Source organism: Pseudomonas sp. G34 (assembly GCF_031119625.1).
Taxonomy (GTDB): Bacteria; Pseudomonadota; Gammaproteobacteria; order Pseudomonadales; family Pseudomonadaceae; genus Aquipseudomonas.
The window spans coordinates 643,950-660,958 of record NZ_JAVHZV010000029.1 but is presented as its reverse complement, the minus strand read 5'-3'; the positions used below and the strand labels follow the sequence as shown (position 1 = coordinate 660,958).

General features: G+C 65.6%; 15 protein-coding genes. 9 read left to right on the top strand and 6 right to left on the bottom strand.

Annotated features, from left to right (window positions below; translation table 11 throughout):
• The first annotated feature begins 164 nt into the window (after window positions 1–164).
• The 7 genes from recQ (at window position 165) to QYS36_RS21435 (ending at window position 9,468) form a co-directional block, all read left to right on the top strand.
• Window positions 165–2,288, top strand: a complete 2,124-nt coding sequence (recQ, locus tag QYS36_RS21465; protein ID WP_308841414.1) for a DNA helicase RecQ — start codon at window positions 165–167, stop codon at window positions 2,286–2,288.
• 110 nt (window positions 2,289–2,398) lie between these two features.
• A complete protein-coding gene (locus tag QYS36_RS21460) occupies window positions 2,399–2,833 on the top strand; it encodes a MarR family transcriptional regulator (RefSeq protein ID WP_073267654.1) in 435 nt (144 codons plus the stop codon).
• Window positions 2,833–4,233, top strand: coding sequence for a DHA2 family efflux MFS transporter permease subunit (locus QYS36_RS21455; protein WP_308841371.1), 1,401 nt, complete (start codon window positions 2,833–2,835; stop codon window positions 4,231–4,233). The genes QYS36_RS21460 and QYS36_RS21455 overlap by 1 nt, the downstream gene beginning before the upstream one ends.
• A gap of 238 nt (window positions 4,234–4,471) precedes the next feature.
• Window positions 4,472–6,586, top strand: a complete 2,115-nt coding sequence (locus tag QYS36_RS21450; RefSeq protein ID WP_308841370.1) for a FimV/HubP family polar landmark protein — start codon at window positions 4,472–4,474, stop codon at window positions 6,584–6,586.
• 394 nt (window positions 6,587–6,980) lie between these two features.
• Complete coding sequence (locus QYS36_RS21445) at window positions 6,981–7,274, top strand: SelT/SelW/SelH family protein (RefSeq protein WP_308841369.1); 294 nt, start codon at window positions 6,981–6,983, stop codon at window positions 7,272–7,274.
• Window positions 7,275–7,603: 329 nt separating this feature from the next.
• The gene (locus QYS36_RS21440) at window positions 7,604–8,428 is read left to right on the top strand and encodes a UDP-2,3-diacylglucosamine diphosphatase (RefSeq protein WP_308841368.1); all 825 of its coding nucleotides are present in this window, start codon (window positions 7,604–7,606) and stop codon (window positions 8,426–8,428) included.
• Window positions 8,425–9,468 (top strand): glycosyltransferase family 1 protein, encoded by a 1,044-nt coding sequence (locus tag QYS36_RS21435; RefSeq protein WP_308841367.1) that lies wholly within the window; start codon window positions 8,425–8,427, stop codon window positions 9,466–9,468. The genes QYS36_RS21440 and QYS36_RS21435 overlap by 4 nt, the downstream gene beginning before the upstream one ends.
• Before the next feature lie 13 nt (window positions 9,469–9,481).
• Here QYS36_RS21435 and QYS36_RS21430 read toward each other — a convergent pair whose 3' ends face one another.
• From QYS36_RS21430 to QYS36_RS21420, 3 genes are all read right to left on the bottom strand, one after another.
• Entirely contained in the window at window positions 9,482–10,870 is a 1,389-nt protein-coding gene (locus QYS36_RS21430; protein WP_308841366.1) for an adenylate/guanylate cyclase domain-containing protein, read from the bottom strand.
• Window positions 10,871–11,051: 181 nt separating this feature from the next.
• A complete protein-coding gene (locus QYS36_RS21425; RefSeq protein ID WP_308841365.1) occupies window positions 11,052–11,369 on the bottom strand; it encodes an Mpo1-like protein in 318 nt (105 codons plus the stop codon).
• Window positions 11,370–11,444: 75 nt separating this feature from the next.
• Window positions 11,445–12,899 (bottom strand): TrkH family potassium uptake protein, encoded by a 1,455-nt coding sequence (locus tag QYS36_RS21420; RefSeq protein WP_308841364.1) that lies wholly within the window; start codon window positions 12,897–12,899, stop codon window positions 11,445–11,447.
• A 164-nt stretch (window positions 12,900–13,063) separates the two neighbouring features.
• Between QYS36_RS21420 and QYS36_RS21415 the strand changes: the two genes are divergently transcribed.
• Complete coding sequence (locus QYS36_RS21415; protein ID WP_308841363.1) at window positions 13,064–13,435, top strand: YkgJ family cysteine cluster protein; 372 nt, start codon at window positions 13,064–13,066, stop codon at window positions 13,433–13,435.
• 186 nt (window positions 13,436–13,621) lie between these two features.
• Window positions 13,622–14,194 carry an NAD(P)H nitroreductase gene (locus QYS36_RS21410; RefSeq protein WP_308841362.1) on the top strand — a complete coding sequence of 191 codons (573 nt, stop codon included), beginning with the start codon at window positions 13,622–13,624 and terminating at the stop codon, window positions 14,192–14,194.
• A 158-nt stretch (window positions 14,195–14,352) separates the two neighbouring features.
• Here the strand turns inward: QYS36_RS21410 and QYS36_RS21405 are convergent, their stop codons facing one another.
• The 3 genes from QYS36_RS21405 to QYS36_RS21395 all read right to left on the bottom strand — a co-directional run bounded on the left by QYS36_RS21405 (window position 14,353) and on the right by QYS36_RS21395 (window position 17,005).
• Complete coding sequence (locus QYS36_RS21405) at window positions 14,353–15,678, bottom strand: HAMP domain-containing sensor histidine kinase (RefSeq protein ID WP_308841361.1); 1,326 nt, start codon at window positions 15,676–15,678, stop codon at window positions 14,353–14,355.
• Between the two features lie 87 nt (window positions 15,679–15,765).
• Window positions 15,766–16,176 (bottom strand): Spy/CpxP family protein refolding chaperone, encoded by a 411-nt coding sequence (locus tag QYS36_RS21400; RefSeq protein ID WP_308841360.1) that lies wholly within the window; start codon window positions 16,174–16,176, stop codon window positions 15,766–15,768.
• A gap of 145 nt (window positions 16,177–16,321) precedes the next feature.
• Window positions 16,322–17,005, bottom strand: a complete 684-nt coding sequence (locus QYS36_RS21395) for a response regulator transcription factor (protein ID WP_308841359.1) — start codon at window positions 17,003–17,005, stop codon at window positions 16,322–16,324.
• Window positions 17,006–17,009 lie beyond the last annotated feature (4 nt).

The window sequence follows — 17,009 nt, the reverse complement described above, 5'->3', positions numbered from 1 at the left end:
CGTTGCAGCGCCCGGAAAAGGCAGCGGCTGCCTGGCCCGGGCTTTTCAGCCGTGCTCTAGTGCAGACCGGCGCAGTCGGCCAGAGTTGCAGGTAAAGAGCGCTGCCAAGGCCGCACCTTGCAGCTCAGGTGCGTATAATGCCCCGCTTGATTCGGAGACCCTACATGCTCGAGCAGGCGCAACGCATCCTCAAAGACGTATTCGGCTATGACAGCTTCCGGGGTCGCCAGGGCGCGATCATCGAGCGCGTGGCCAGCGGCGGCGATGCGTTGGTGCTGATGCCCACCGGCGGCGGGAAGTCGCTGTGCTTCCAGGTGCCGGCGCTGCTGCGTGACGGGCTGGCCGTGGTGGTGTCGCCGCTGATCGCCCTGATGGACGACCAGGTGGCGACCCTGGAAGAGCTCGGCGTGGCGGCGGTGGCGCTGAATTCCACCCTGGAGGCCGACCAGCAGCGCGATATTGCCGAGCGTATTCGCCGTGGCGAGATCAAGATGCTCTACCTGGCCCCCGAGCGCCTGGTGCAGCCGCGCATGCTGGCGTTCCTGCAGCAGTTGCAGATCGCCCTGTTCGCCATCGACGAAGCCCACTGCGTGTCGCAGTGGGGGCATGATTTCCGTCCGGAATACCTGCAACTGGGGCAACTGGCCGAGTTCTTCCCTGACGTGCCGCGCATCGCCCTGACGGCGACCGCCGATATGCGGACCCGCGAGGAAATCGTCAATCGCCTGCACCTGCAGGATGCCGAGCGCTTTCTGTCGAGCTTCGACCGGCCCAACATCTTCTACCGCATCGTACCCAAGGAGCAGCCGCGCAAGCAGCTGCTGGCCTTCCTGGCGGCGCGCAAGGGCGATGCCGGCATCGTCTATTGCCTGTCACGCAAGAAGGTCGAGGAGGTGGCGGGCTTTCTGACCGAGCAGGGTTTCCCGGCGTTGCCCTATCACGCAGGCCTGCCGGCCGAGCTGCGGGCGTTCAACCAGAAGCGCTTTCTCAACGAGGAAGGCTTGATCATGGTAGCCACCATCGCCTTTGGCATGGGCATCGACAAACCCAACGTGCGCTTCGTCGCGCACCTGGACCTGCCCAAGTCGCTGGAGGCCTATTACCAGGAGACCGGCCGGGCAGGGCGCGATGGCTTGCCGGCGGACGCCTGGATGGCCTACGGCCTGCAGGACATGATCTTCCTCAAACAGATGCTGGCCAATTCCGAAGGCGATGAGCGCCACAAGCGTGTCGAGCAGCACAAGCTCGACGCCATGTTGGCGCTGTGCGAGGAAACCCGCTGCCGCCGTCAGGTGCTGCTGGCCTATTTCGACGAGGAGCTGCCGCAGCCCTGCGGGCATTGTGACAACTGCACCGACGGCGTGCAGACCTGGGACGCCACCGAGCCGGCCCGCCAGGCGCTGTCGGCCATCTACCGCAGCGGCCAGCGCTATGGTGTCGGCCATCTGGTGGACATCCTGCTGGGCCGCGACAACGAGAAGATGCGCGGCCTCGGCCACCAGCACTTGTCGGTGTTCGGCGTCGGCAGCGCGCTCAGCGAGGGCGAATGGCGTTCGCTGTTCCGCCAACTGGTCGCCCGCGGCCTGGTGGGTGTCGACCTTGAGGGCTTTGGCGGCCTGCGCCTGTCCGACAGCTGCCGGCCGCTGCTGCGCGGCGAGGTGACCCTGCAGCTGCGCCGCGATCTCAAACCCCAGCAGAGCGCCAAGGCGTCGGGCAGTGCGGCGCGGCAACTGGTGCGTGGTGACGAGCGCGAGCAGTGGGAAGCGCTGCGCGCCTTGCGCAAACGCCTGGCCGAGGAGCACGCCGTGCCGCCCTACGTGATCTTCCCGGACGCCACGCTGCTGGAAATGCTGCGCAGCAAACCGACCACCCTGGCGGAAATGGCCCGGGTCAGTGGTGTCGGCGCGCGCAAGCTGGAGCGCTACGGCGAGGCCTTCCTGGAGGTGCTGGGCGGCAGTGAAACCCCGCCGCCAGTGGTCGATCTGCGCCACGAACTGGTCAGCCTGGCCCGGGCCGGCATGACGCCGACCCAGATCGCCAGCCAACTGGGCTGTAGCCAGAAGAGCGCCTACAGCCTGCTGGCCGAAGCCATCGCCGAGCAGCAGATTTCCCTGCAGCAGGCCCTCGATCTGCCCGAGCAGCTGCTTGGCGAGATCCAGGACGCCTTTCTCGATGGTGAAGGTGAGTTGCCGTCGGTAGCGGAGATCGCGCCGCTGTTCGCCGGTCGCCTGGAAGAAGGCGTGCTGCATTGCGTGCGCGCCGCCTTGCAGGCGGAATTCGAGGCCTGATCAGGCGCGCGACGCAGGATTATCTTGTAGCGACTGGAATCTTGCTCTCTGTCAAAAGCTATGGTTAGCTCGCTAATAATTAGTTTTTGATAATTCCAAGAGTGACCGCAATGTCCCCATCCGAACCTCATCGTTTCGCCATGCAAGTGGCGCAGTTGTCCCGCGCCTGGCGCGCAGAGCTGGATCGACGCCTCGCCGGCCTGGGGCTTTCCCAGGCACGCTGGCTGGTGCTGTTGCATATCGGCCGCTTCGCCGAGCTGCCCACTCAACGCGAGCTGGCGCAGAGCGTCGGGGTAGAGGGGCCGACGCTGGCGCGCCTGCTCGACAGCCTCGAAGCCCAGGGCCTGGTGGTGCGCCATGCGGTGCCGGAAGATCGCCGCGCCAAGAAGATCGCCCTGTGCCCGCCTGCCAAGCCACTGATCGAGAAGATCGAGGCGATTTCCACGCAACTGCGCGAAGAGCTGTTTGCCGGCATTGACCAGGAAGAGCTGCGTATTTGTCAGCAGGTTCACGCACGCATTCTGGGCAACCTGGAGCGGCGTTGATGCACGACCTGTCTCTGCTGCAGAGACGTTACGGGCCGCGCTATCCGAATTACCTGCTGATCGTGCTGATGCTGGGCAGCATGGCGATGATTCTCGCCTCGACCAGTGTCAACGTCGCGCTGCCGGCGATCATGGCCGACTTCGCGATCGGCAGGCCGCTGGCGCAGTGGCTGTCCACCGGGTTTCTCGCGGCGATGACCTCAGGGCTGCTCTTGTCGGCCTGGGCCCAGGCCCGGTTCGGCGCCCGGGCCACGGCGCAGAGCGGCTTGGCGATCTTCATCGTCACCTCATTGCTCGCCCTGACAGCCACCGGCGCCTGGCAGCTGATCACCCTGCGCATCATCCAGGGCCTGTGTGCCGGCATCGTCCAGCCGCTGGCCATGGTGCTGATCTTTCAGGTGTTCGCCGGCGGCGGTCGTGGTGCCGCGCTGGGCGCCTATGGGCTGGGGGTGATGATCGCGCCCACGCTCGGGCCGACCATCGGTGGCTACCTGGTCGATATGTTCGGCTGGTACGCGGTGTTCTGGTTGCCCTTGCCCATGTGTTTCCTGGCCATGCTGGCCGGCTTGTTCCTGATGCCCAGCGAGCGCCAGCGCAATACGCCATTTCTCGACCTGTGGGCGTTCCTGCTGCTCAACGTCGGCCTGTTCGCCACCCTCGGCGCGCTGGCCGAAGCCCAGCGTTTCGCCTGGGCCGAGGCGCGGGTATGGGCGCCGGGAGTGGTCGGCGTGGCGGCCACCGTGGCTTTCCTGAGGCGCAGCCGTTTCAGCAGCAAGCCGTTGCTGCCGCTTGTGCTGTGGCGGCACGCCGGCTTTCGCAAGGCCAGCTGGGTGGCGCTCGCCCTCGGCATGGGCCTGTATGGCACCACCTACATCATCCCCCTGCATGTGCAGGCCATCGAGGGCTACAGTGCGGGCTGGGCGGGCCTGTTGCTGCTGCCGACCGGGGTGGTGATGGGCGTTGCCTCGTTCATGGGCGGGCGCCTGAGCGATCGCCTGTCCACCGCCGTGCTGCTGGTCGCGGGCCTGCTGGCGCTGGTGGTGTCGTCGGTCGGCCTGGGCTGGCTGCAGCCCGGCGCGTCCTTTCTGGTGCTGTGCTTCTGGGCCTGTATCGGGCGGATCGGCCTGGGCATCCTGTTGCCGGCGCTGACCACCGGTGCGCTGGATGCGCTGGACCGCGAGCAGGTGGCCCACGGTGCAGGCGCCATCACCTTCGTACGGCAGCTGGGCGGAGCATTCGGTGTGAATCTCCTGACCTTTTTCCTGGAGTGGCGCCATCGCCAGGAGGGCGGCGATTTCGCGGGTGAGGTGGCGGCGTTTCAGCAGAGTTTCTGGCTGATGGGCGCGCTGTTCGCGCTGACCCTGCTGGCGGCGTGGAACCTGCGGCCGTCACAACGTTGACGCAGTTCACATAACTAGCCGTATTTCCGGCTTTTTGCGTATGATGGCCAGACGCTCGGCCCAACTAACCTGAACGGCTCGAGAAACTCGCAAGTCTTTGAATTATGACCATACTCACTACTCGGCGGGACAAGGAGCGTTTGCCGAGGCAGCGCTGTGCTACGCCGCACCCTGCAGAACCTTCGGCCCGCATGGAGCCGCTGCGACTGTTTTTCGAGCGGAGTTATCGGGAGCTCTTATGACTCGTGTTCGTCACCTGCTGATCGGCCTGGCATCGAGCTCGGCGTTTTATTCGGGGCTGGCGCCTGCGCTGGGGCTGGGTGAGATCACCCTGCATTCGGCTCTCAACCAGCCACTGAACGCTGAAATCGAGCTGTTGGCGGTGGGTGATGACATGACCACCTCGGACATCAAGGTGGCTCTGGCGCCGGCCGATGCCTTCAACCTTGCCGGCGTCGATCGCGTCTATTTCCTCAACGACTTGCGCTTCAGCCCGTTGCTGCGTGGCGGCAAGAGCGTGGTGCGCGTGGTGTCCAACCAGCCGGTGCGTGAGCCTTACCTGAATTTCATCGTCGAGCTGAAACGCCCGGGCGGGCAGCTGTTGCGTGAATACACGGTGCTGCTCGATCCGCCTTCGTCGTCCTCCTACAGCAGCCAGGCTGCGCCAGTGGGCGAGCAGCAATTCACCTCCTACGCGCCGCCGCGCCGCACGCCAATCGCCAGCCGCGGTGAGCGTTACCAGGTCGCCAGCGGCGAGAGCCTGTGGACGATCGCCTCCAAGCTGCGCGTCGATGGCAACCCGTCGTCGCTGCAGGACCTGATGCTCGACATCCACGCGCTCAACCCCGAAGCGTTCAGCAATGGCGATATCCATCGCCTGCGCGCCGGCGCTTCGCTGTTGCTGCCCGATCATGCACGGATGCCCGAGGCCGCGCCGGCTCAGCCTGCCGACTCCGCGGCACCCGCACAGCCCGCCGCACCGGCGCAGATCATCCCCGACACCGCGCCGCAGCAGCCTGCCGAGCAGCAGGTGGAGGTGCTGGCGCAGATTCGCCGCGTCGAGGAGGAGGTGGCCAACCGTACCGCCGAGAACCTGCAGCTGCAGCAGGATCTGCTGACCGTGCAGAACCAGTTGAAGGACATGATGACGCGCATGGAAACGCGTGATCAGCAGATCGCCCAGTTGCTCGAGCAACTGGCCCAGCGCCCGGTCGCCGCACCGGCCGCACCCGCTGAGCCGGCGCCGCAAGCTAGCGCGCCGAGCGCTGCAGCGCAGCCCGCTCCTGCGCCGGCCACGGTAGCGGCGCAGCCGGCACAGACCGAGGGTTTCTGGAACCTGTGGAACATCCTCTTGGCCGCCTTGGTGGGGTTGCTTGCACTGCTGCTGGTGCTGTTCAAGGGCAGGCGCAAACCTGATCCAGAGGCCATCGCCGAGCCGGTGGTCGTCGTGCCGCCTGCGGTGCAGGCGCCGGTGGCCGAGCCCGTAGAGCCGGTCATTGCCTCGCGTACAGTCGAGGCGGACGTGCCGCCGCCGGTGCGCGCTGCGCTCACCCCGCGTGCCGATACCAGCTCCACCGATCCGCTGGACGCTGCCAATATCTACCTGGCGTATGGCCGCCTGGGCGAGGCGATATCGGTGCTGCGCCAGGCGTCGCAGGCCAACCCGCAGCGCCTGGATATCGGCTTCCGTCTGCTCGAGGTGCTGGCGCAGAAAGGCAATACCCTTGCCTTTGCCGAGGAAGAGATGCGCCTGCGCCAGGCCGGGCTCGATCCTGAGCGTATCGACGCGCTCAAGGCTGGCTACCCCGCGCTGTTCGCCCAGCCCGCCGATGAACTGGAGTCGTTCGAGTCGTTAGGCCCGCTGGAGGATCTGACCCTCGATCTGGATGAGACGCCAGCGCCTGCGCCTCAGCAGAAGCCCCAGGATGACGACTTCCAGCTCAATCTCGACGATCTGTCGCTGGATGCCGACTGGGATCTGGTCAACCCGTTCGAAAACGCGTCGCGCAAGAAGCGCCCCGGCGTCGAGGCCGAAGTACCGGCAGTGCCGGACGACAGCGTCAACGATATCTTTGGCCATGACGTGAACAGCCCCTTCGCCGGCACCATGCTGGTCGAGGAGCAGGGCCCGCAGGACGAGTGGCTCGAGCTCGACGAACTGCCCGCGGATGCCTCCGAGGATGCCGAGCGTTTCGTCACCAACCACGAGAACCTCACCAAGCTCAACCTGGCGATGGCCTACATCGAGCAGGATGACCTGGAAGCCGCGTGCGACATTCTCAACGAGGTGATCAACGACGGCGACGAGGAAGAGAAGCAGGAAGCCCGCGAGCTGCTCGCGCGTATCGCCTGAGTTCTTTTGCATGTGTATCGAGCGCGGCCTAGGGTCTGTTGCCGTTTCACGCACGGCCGCGCCGGAGCCCGTTTTGCCGCGAAGCAAGGCACGAGCCGCGAAGTTTAGCGGGCTAAATGAGCCGGCGAGAAACGCAGCGTCGCGGCAAAACGAGCCCGGCCCTTTGGGTGGGGCCGCCTAGGTTGCGCGGGAAATCTCGCCATGCGTCGTTGGAGGACTTGGCAAGGGAAAACGCGGACGGCTAGTCCATTCCCTGCGTCCTCCGCCTAGCGGATCGCCGCCCGGCCTGGCGAGATTTCTCGCGGCAACGCGGCTCGCGTTGAAACGGCAACAGACCCTCGCCGCGCTTTTTCATGGGTGCTTGCAAACGCCCGTTGCTCACCGGAGTCATCGCATGAGCCCCAGCAAAGCCGAAGTGACCATCACCTATTGCACCCAGTGCCAATGGCTGCTGCGCGCGGCCTGGTTGGCTCAGGAACTGCTTTCCACCTTTGCCGATGATCTGGCCAGGGTCAGCCTCGAGCCGGCCACTGGCGGCACCTTCCGCATCCTGTGCAATGGCGTGGAGATCTGGGAACGCAAGGCCGATGGTGGCTTCCCCGAGGCCAAGGTGCTCAAGCAGCGCGTCCGCGACCAGATCGACCCGGCCCGCGACCTGGGCCATAACGATCGCACCACGGCCGAGTGAGCCGCTCCTGCCAGGCTGATTTCGGCGCCTGATTTGAACCGAAACCTGGGGCGTACCGGGCGGCGTTGCGTTCGCGCAGCAGTACGCCTTGTTCCGTCATGGTGGACTGTTCGCTGGCGCTTCTGAGCGGCCGGCGCCCTGGTTCGTGCTACGGGTTTGCCGTTCAGGCCGGGCGCGCGCCTGGCACCACCTTCTGCTGCACATAGGTCGGTTTCTGCCGCGCAGACAACGACACACAGCGCGCCTTCGTCATCGAATTGCCATGCCGCGTTCACAATCATTTCACCGCCTTCGCGCATGCTCGGCGAAAATCTGCCGGAGACCGCCCGATGAGCATCGAACCCCTGGTAAGACCGAGCCGCAAGCAGCGTGTGCGCACCCTGTGGATCTCCGACGTGCACCTGGGCACGCGTGATTGCCAGGCCGAGCACCTGGCGGCGTTTCTCAAACGCTACCAGGCCGAGCGCATCTACCTGGTGGGCGACATCATCGATGGCTGGAAGCTGCGTGGCGGCATCTACTGGCCACAGGCGCACACCAACGTGATTCGTCGCCTGCTGACCATGAGCAAGCGCGGTACCGAGGTGATCTACGTCACCGGTAACCATGACGAATTCCTGCGCCGTTATTCGAAGCTGCTGCTGGGCAACATCCAGTTGGTCGACGAGGCCGAGCACGTGACCGCCGATGGCCGCAAGTTGCTGGTGATCCATGGCGACCAGTTCGATGTGATCACCCGCTATCACCGCTGGCTGGCCTTTCTCGGCGACTCGGCCTACACCGTGACCCTGGTGCTCAACCGCTGGCTCAATCACTGGCGGCGCCGTTACGGCTATGGCTACTGGTCGCTGTCGGCCTACCTCAAGCACAAGGTGAAGACGGCGGTGAACTTCATCAGCGACTTCGAGGAGGCCATCACCCATGAGTGCGCACGCCGGGGGTTCAATGGCGTGGTCTGCGGGCACATTCACCATGCCGAGATCCGTAAGCTGGGCGAGGTCGAGTACCTCAACTGTGGCGACTGGGTCGAGTCCTGCACGGCGCTGATCGAGCATCCGGACGGGCGCATCGAGCTCTACCGGCTGGCCGAGGAGCAGCAGCGGTTGGCACAGTTGCAGGCCGACAAGGTGGTGGTCATCGAGCCGGCGGCATGAGGCTGCTGATCGTCAGCGACGCCTGGGCGCCGCAGGTCAACGGTGTGGTCACCAGCCTGCAGGCACTGGTCGGTGAGTTGCGCGCCATGGGGCATCAGGTCGAGGTGCTGTCGCCCCAGGGCTTTCGTTGCGTGCCGTGCCCCGGTTATGGGGAAATTCCCCTGGCGTGGAACCTGTGGCGCGTTGGCCCGGCCATCGAAGCGTTCGCCCCCGATTGTGTGCACCTGGCCACCGAAGGGCCGCTGGGTTGGGCCGCCAGGCGCTGGCTGCTGCGGCGCGGCCTGGCGTTTTCCAGTGCGGTGCATACGCGCTTTCCCGAATACCTGACGGCGCGTTGCGCCTGGATCGGGCTGGGCGTGGGCTATGCCTGTCTGCGGCTGTTCCACCGGCGCAGCCAGGCGGTGCTGGTCAGTACCGAGCGGTTGCGCAGCGGGCTCGCCCAGCGTGGCCTGAAGCGTCTGGTGCTGTGGCGCAAGGGCGTGGATACCCAGCGCTTTTCACCCAGGCCCGGGCTCGCTGCGCCAGTGAGCGCGATCTTCCTGTATGTCGGGCGTATCGCGCCGGAGAAGAACCTGCAGGCGTTTCTCGATCTGCAGTTGCCGGGCGACAAGTGGGTGGTCGGTGATGGCCCCCAGCGGCAGATGCTCGAGCAGGCTTATCCGGGGGTGAAGTTCTTCGGTTACCAGCATGGCGAGGCGCTGGCCGAGTTCTACCGGCGCGCCAGCGTGCTGGTGTTCCCTTCGCGCACCGACACCTACGGCCTGGTCATGCTCGAAGCCCAGGCCTGCGGCACGCCGGTGGCGGCCTTTGCCGTGGCGGGGCCGCTGGACGTGGTGGTGCCGGGGGTGACCGGCGTGCTCGCCGACAACCTGCGCGATGCCTGCCTGGCTGCGCTGGAGGTGGACCGCAGGCGATGTGCCGAGGTGGCGGGGCGCCAGTCATGGCGGGCCTCGGCCGTGGAGTTTCTGGCCAGTCAGCCGCTGCTCGATGGCGCGCCGGTGACGGGCGAGGGCTCGGTGAGTGCGGCGCGCAGCTGCTAAGCCGCCGCGCGCGTCACATGATGATCTTGTCGCGCAGTTTCTCGGCGGCGTGTTCCAGGGCCTCGATGACCCGATCCTTGTCGAAGTTCTGGATGCCGTTGGTGTCCAGGTACATGGAGAAGCCGGGCAACTCGTGCTCCACGTAACTTGAGGTGGCGCCCAGGTCGCGGCGGAAATCCACCACCTGGTAGATCTGCACCGGGCGGGTGAAGCCCTTGACGTTGATCTGACCCTTGTCGCGGCACATGATCACGTCCTTGACCAGCGAGTAGGTCTCGTGGGAGATCAGGATCTCGCCAGCTTCGGCGGCACTTTCCAGGCGGCTGGCGAGGTTCACGTCGCGGCCGATGATGGTGTAGTCCATGCGCGTGTCGGCGCCGAAGTTGCCCACCGTGCAGTAGCCGGTATTGAGGCCCATGCGGATCTCCAGCGGCTTGGTGATGCCCTGGGCGCGCCAGTGCTGGCGCAGCACTTTCATGTGCTTGCGCATGGCGATGGCCATCGACACCGCGGCCATGGCGTCCTTCTTGGCGCCCTGGCTGCTCGGGTCGCCGAAGAACACCATCACGCTGTCGCCGATGAACTTGTCGATGGTGCCGCCGAACTTCATGCAGATCTTCGACATCTCGTTGAGGTAGGTGTTGAGCAGGTCGGTCAGCGCTTCGGCTTCCAGCTCTTCGGACAGCTCGGTGAAACCACGGATATCGGAAAAGAACACCGTGAGCTTCTTGCGCTGGGTCTCCAGGCGCACGTGCTTCTTGCCGCTGAAGATCGACTCCCACACCTGGGGCGACAGGTACTTGGCGAGGTTGCGGGCCAGGCGAGCGGCCTTTTCCTGCTCGCTCTTGATCTGGTTGCGCACCTGGGCGAGGCGAATGCCCTGCTGGTGCACGAAGTACGCGGAGATGCAGATATAGAAAATGGTGAAGGCGATGCTCACCAGCGCCACCAGCGCCGGTGTTTCCGGCGCTACGTGCAGCTCGGTGAGCGAGGCGGTGAGCAGGGTGCCGCTGAAGGCGACCAGCAGCGCCAGGCCCATGTCACGCAAGCCACCGACGATCAGGGTGCTGAAGCTCAGGGTCAGCAGAAACATCAGGCTGGGCACCACCGAGAAGCCCAGCAACGCGGCAAACGCGCCGCAATGCAGGGCATCGACGAACAGCAGGGCCATCAGGGTGCGGTGCCGATGGCCATCGCGAAAGCGCTTGCTCAGCCAATGGGCCAGATGCGGATACAGCAGCGCATAGGGCACCAGCCACAACAGGTTGTGGCCGAACACCTGCACGTAGGTGCCGGCCGCGACGCTGGCCGCCACGGCGAGATAAGCCAGCACGCGCGAGTAATATTCGCGGGTGAGCAGCGACGGCAGGCCATTGGGGACGGTGGGAAAAGTGGTATTCATGCGCTAACGGCGACCCTGCTGAAAGTCCGACTGCATGACCGAGCGCCAGGCTGCAAGCGGCGTGCGGAAGGGACCAGCGGAAAGTGGGGATCATATACGCTGCAGGCGTGGCCGGCAAAGGCGCAATGCCTGAATGCTGCCGATCACGGCATGCCCGCTCCAGAGCGCGCTGCAGGGCCGTTTAGAAGCGCAGGCGACCGGTGAGCATGTCCTTGAGCATCACCCAGTCGCCCATCAGCGAGTACAGCGGATAGGCAAACGTGGCAGGGCGATTGCGCTCGAAGACGAAGTGGCCGACCCAGGCGAAGCCATAGCCGATTACCGGCAAGGCCAGCAGCCACAGCCATTGCCCGCTGAACAGGGCGTAGCCGAGCACCACCAGCACCAGCAGGCTGCCGACATAGTGCAGGCGCCGGCAGGTGGGGTTGCGGTGTTCTTCCAGGTAGTAGGGATAGAACTCGGCGAAGGAGTTGAAACGCTCGCTGGGCTGGCTGCTCATCGGCGGCTTCCTGTTGTTGTTTGCCAGCAGTGTAGGCCGATATCGGGCACCCGTGGCGCCCGGTTGTCGCAGGGCTCAGTGGCGCCAGAAGGCGGGCATCAGCAGCACCAGTACGGTGAGGATTTCCAGGCGGCCCATCAACATGCCCAGGGTCAGCAGCCACTTGGCCACGTCCGGCAGGCTGGCATAGGTGCCGGCCGGGCCGATGATCGGGCCCATGCCCGGACCGACGCCGGACAGGGTGCTGGCCGCGCCGCTCAGGGCGGTGATCCAGTCCAGGCCGCAGAGGGTCAGGGCCAGGGCCAGCATGGCGATGATGATGGTGAAGAAGAACGAAAAGGTCAGAATCGAGCGGACGATGTCTTCGTCCAGGCGGTGGCGGTTGTACTGCTGCTTGATCACCGCGCGGGGGTGCACCAGCTGCATCAGGTTGGCCTTGAGGAGGATATAGGCGACCTGGAAACGGAAGATCTTCAGGCCGCCCGCGGTAGAGCCCGAGCAGCCGCCGATGAAGCCCAGGTAGAAGAACAGCATGCCGGCGAAACCACCCCACAGCGAGTAGTCGCCCAGGGCGAAGCCCGTGGTGGTCATCACCGAGGTGGCGTTGACCGCCACGTGGCGCAGGGCGTCCAGCCAGTGCAGGTCGGTGGTCAGGTAATACCAGGTGCCCATGCTCAGCCACACGCTGAACAGAATGCCGAGAAATCCGCGCACCTGCTGGTCGTTCAGCACCGCCGACACATTACCCCGCAGGGTCGAGACGTACAGCACGAACGGCAGGCTGCCAAGAATCATAAGCACCACGGCGACCCAGTGCACCGCCGGTTGCGTCCATTTGGCCAGGGACTGGTCGGAGGTCGAGAAGCCACCGGTGGAGATCGCCGACATGGCGTGGTTGATGGCGTCGAAGAAACTCATGCCGGCCAGCCAGAAGGCCAGACAGCCGAGCAGGCTGATGCCGAAGTACGCCACCGCCATGTACTTGGCGACCATGTGCGAGCGCGGCATCACCTTGTCCGAGCGGTCCGAGGATTCGGTCTGGAACAGACGCATGCCACCGATGCGCAGCATCGGCAGGATCGCCACCGCCATGGCGATGAAGCCGATACCGCCGAGCCAGTGCAGCATCGAGCGCCAGATCAGGATGCCGGGCGACATGTCGTCCAGGCCGGTCAATACCGTGGCACCGGTGGCGGTGATGCCCGACATGCTCTCGAAGAAGGCGTCGGTGTAGCTCATGTGCTGGGTGAACATGAACGGCAGGGCGGCGAAGACGCATACCGTCAGCCAGCTGGAGACGGTCAGCAGGTACATGTCGCGCGGGCGCAGGTGCACGTCCTGGGGGCGGCCGCGGGCGATCATCGACAGCCCGGCGATAAAGGTGATCAGGCTCGCCCAGGCGAAGGGGCTGACTTCCGTGGGGCGGTCGAAGACGAACAGCGTGAACATCGGGCCGATCATGCCAATGGCCAGGGTGATCAGGAAAATGCCATTGATGAACGCGATGAGTCGTAGGGTCGGCCAGGCCATCGGTTTTATCCGCAAAAAAGTGGCGCCATTCTACCTGTGCGGGCACTGCTGTACACCTGCCGACGCGCCCGATTTCAGGCGCTTTCAGGCCTCTTTACAACTGGCTTGCGGTGCATAGAATACGCCGCCAGGTGCCGGCCCTTGCCGGTTTCTGAGCCCTCATCATGTCCGAAACCAATCCTTGCTTAGCGTGCGGCGCCTGCTGCGCGTTTTTTCGTGTGTCCTTCTTCTGGGGCGAGTGCCAGTCAGCCGGCGGAACCGTCCCGGATGAGCAGGTCATCCAGATAGCGCCGCACCTGGTTGCCATGCGCGGCACCGAAGCCAAGCCCGCGCGCTGCAATGCGCTGCTTGGCGATGTCGGCGGGGGCACGCGCTGCACGCTGTACGGGCAGCGCTCCAGTACCTGTCGCGAATTCGAGGCCTCCTGGGTCAACGGCGAGCACAACCCGCATTGCGACGATGCGCGCAAAGCCTATGGCCTGCCGCCGCTGACGCCGCCCTTGCAGCCCGAGCTATCGCCGGATCGGGTGGCCTAGCGGGCTGGCTCCAATTGCCTTGATCGCCGTTATTTGTAGCCCGGGTCGAGCGCCGCGACACCCGGGAAAACTCTCTTGGCTATCGCGGCGCTCGACGCCAGGCTACGGGCACGCTGGCGTGCGCAGGGTCATGCTGGGCAGGCTTGGCTGGTAGAATCGCGGCTCTTTTCCCCTGGAGGTGAGCCGATGGATGCCCTCGATGCGTTGATCAAGCGTGTTTCCGCCCCACGTTTGATCGACCCTGCACCGACTGCCGAGCAGCGCGAGCACTTGTTCAAGGCTGCATTGCGTGCGCCGGACCACGGCCAGTTGCGGCCATGGCGTTTCCTGACCGTTGAAGGCGATGCGCGGCACGCACTTGGTGAGCTGTTCGCCGAGGCGATAGCCAGCAAATACCCCGATGCTGACGAAGAGGCCCTGACCAAGGCACGCAACATGCCTCTGCGTGCGCCGCTGCTGATCGTGGTGATTGCCCGCACCCAGGAGCATCCCAAGGTCCCGGCCCAGGAGCAACTGCTGGCGGCTGGCTGTGCCGCCCATGGCATTCTGCTCGCGGCTTACGCCCAGGGCATCGGTGCGGTATGGCGCACCGGCGAGCTGTCCTACGACGCCGTGGTGAATGCTGGCCTGGGCCTGGCGGCCAACGAGCAGGTGATCGGCTATCTGTACCTGGGCACGCCGCAGCGTGAGTTGCGTGACGCACCGGGCGTGAATGTCGATGACTTCGTCAGCGGCTGGGCGGGCAAGGCCCAGGCCTGATTTCTAGCCCGCTGCGTACCGGCTGAAATGCATTGGTGAGCCTTTGTGGGAGCGCGCCATGCGCGCGAATTCGCGGGCATGGCCTGGGCGTACCCGCCCGCTCCCACAGGGATCTTCGAGCGGCCGCTTGCGCCATCAGTGGGTTGCTGGTGGGATGACTAAACCGCCGCCCCCAGCGGCAGGATCAGCTTGGCGCTGAAGCCGCCATCCGGATGATTCGCCAGCTCCAGCCGGCCGCCGTGGCGTTCGGCGGCGCGGCGGGTGATGGCCAGGCCCAGGCCGTGGCCGGCTGCCGCCTGGCCGGGGGCGCGAAAGAAGGGTTCGCCCAACTGGCCGAGGTGTTCGGCGGCTACGCCAGGGCCATGATCGCGAACCTCCAGGTGCGCTTCGTCGCCGCGGCGCACGACGTTCAGTTCGATCGGCTGGCCATCGGGATTGAAGCGCAGGGCGTTGCGCAGCAGGTTGTCCAGGGCGCGTTCGATCATCGCCGGCCAGCCGTACAGGTGCATGCCTGGCTGCAGGCTGACGTCGAGTTGTTGCTCCGGGTGACCGAGCAGCATGTCCTCACGCAGCTTGGCGGCCAGTTGCGCCAGGTCGATGGGCTGGGCTGAGCCCGGCTCGGCGTCAAGGCGGGCGAGGGCGAGGATCTCGCTGATCAGATCTTCCAGGCGATCGCATTCACGGGTCAGTCGCGGCCAGAGCTTCTCGCGTTCGGCCGGCTCGGCGCGCTCGGCCAGGGCCAGGGCGATGCGCAGGCGGGCCAGCGGCGAGCGCAGCTCGTGGGAGACGTCACGCAGCAACTGGCGCTGGCTGCCGATCAGGTCCTGCAGGCGCGCGCCCATGCGGTTGAAGTCGTTGGCCAACACGCCCAGCTCGTCGCGTCGGCTGGCCAGGCGCGCCAGGCTGTTCTGCTGGTAGGCGGTCTGCCCCAGGTCGTGCACCGCGCCGCGCAGGCGATTCAGCGGGCGGGTGATGGACAGGGTCAGCAGCAGGCTGAGCCCGGTCAATACCACCAGGGCGATGCCCAGGGCGCTGAGCGGCCATAACAGGCTGCCGCGGTGCCAGGCATCCAGTTCCGGGTGCGGTATGCGGTAGATGAACAGGTAGGTTTCGCCGCTCACCGGGCTGGTGTACTCGGTGGTCAGGCGCCGCCATGGCAGCCGTTTGCCGCCTTTGTTGCGCTCCTCCATGGCGGCAGCGCGGGGCGGAAATGTACCGCGGATAGCCGGTTGTCCGGCGTCCGTCAGTACCTGGGTATCGATGCGAAAACGCCGTTTGCGTTGCTCCAGCAGATCCTGCGCAGCTTTTGGCCCATCGTTCTCGAGGGTTTGCACCCATTCGGCGGGCAGGTCTTCCAGGCCCGGGTGCTGGTTGAGAATCCAGGCATCCTGATTCAAGGCGCGGCCAAGCAGCATGGACAGGCCGGCGACCAGGGCGATCGCCAGCCAGAAACTGCCAAAAATCCGCCAGAACAGTGAACGCACGAGGGCTCCTTCAAACGGCAAACGCCTGCGCCACATCAATGGTGCAGGCGGAAGTGGGCTGGCCGCCGTCACGGCCAGCGGTCAAGCTCAGCCGGCTTTCTTGTGCTCGGCTTTCCAGGCTTCGAATTCTTCGCGGTCGGCTTTGCGTTCTTTCATCTTGGCGAGGTGCTCGTCGAAGCGCTTCTGTTGTTCGGGCGTCAGCAGGGCGCGAATGGCGCTTTGCTGCTTGTCGTGGGAGGCCTTGCGTTCGTTTTCCAGAGCCTTCCTGTCGGCTTCGGGCAGCTTGTCGAGGTAACGCTGGATCATCTCACGGTCGTTCTTGCGCTGGTCGGCCATCAGCTTGTGAACCTGGCGTTGCTGATCCTTGTTCAGATCCAGCTCATGGAACATACGTGGGCCGGGGCCCGGGCCACCCGGGCGGTGATCGCCACCGGGAGCGGCCATGGCCAGGGTTGGCAGGGTCATGGCGAGGAGCAGGGCGGTCATGGTCTTGCGCATGGTGTATCTCCTTGGTCTGGGAACCGGCGAGTTCTGATGAGTTGCCGGATGTGCCCAGATTAGGGCTTTCAAGGTAAGGCGCAGTCAGCCAAGGTAAAGGCAGGGTAAAGAGCGGCCGCGCTGGGTAAAGCGCGCAGAATGCCGGTCAGGGCGCGTAGTAGTAGCCACGGCCGCGCAGGGCGACCACCCGCGGGCGGCCATCGGGGTGCGGGCCGATCTTCTTGCGCAGGTTGCTAACGTGCATGTCCAGGCTGCGGTCGTAGAGGGTCAGCTTGCGGCCCAGGGCCAGTTGAGCGAGCGCCTGTTTGTCGACGGGCTCGCCCGGTTGCTTGAGCAGCGCTTCGAGCACCCGGCTTTCGGACAGGGTAAGAACGATTTCCTGACCCTCGGCGCCCAGCGCCGCCACGCCACGTGCCGGGCTGAAACGCAGGTCGCCCAGCTCGAGCTGGCTGGAGGGAGCCGGCGGCAGGCTGCGGCGCAGCACGGCGCGCAGGCGCGCGGTCAGCTCGCGGGGGTCGCAGGGTTTGGCCAGGTAGTCGTCGGCGCCCAGCTCCAGGCCGAGGATCCGATCCAGTGGCTCGCCGCGGGCCGAGAGCATCAGCACCGGCAGATCGGGGTGTTCGCCGCGCAGTTGCTTGAGCAGCTCCAGGCCGCTGCCATCGGGCAGCATCACGTCCAGCACCACGGCGTCGGGGGCGTTTCGCGCCAGCGCCTGGCGCGCCCGCCCACCGTCGTGGCAGGCGGTGACCTGAAAGCCTTCCTGGGTCAGCCAGCTGGCCAGCAGGTCACAGAGTTCGACGTCGTCGTCGATCAGCAGCAGCTCACTCATGGCA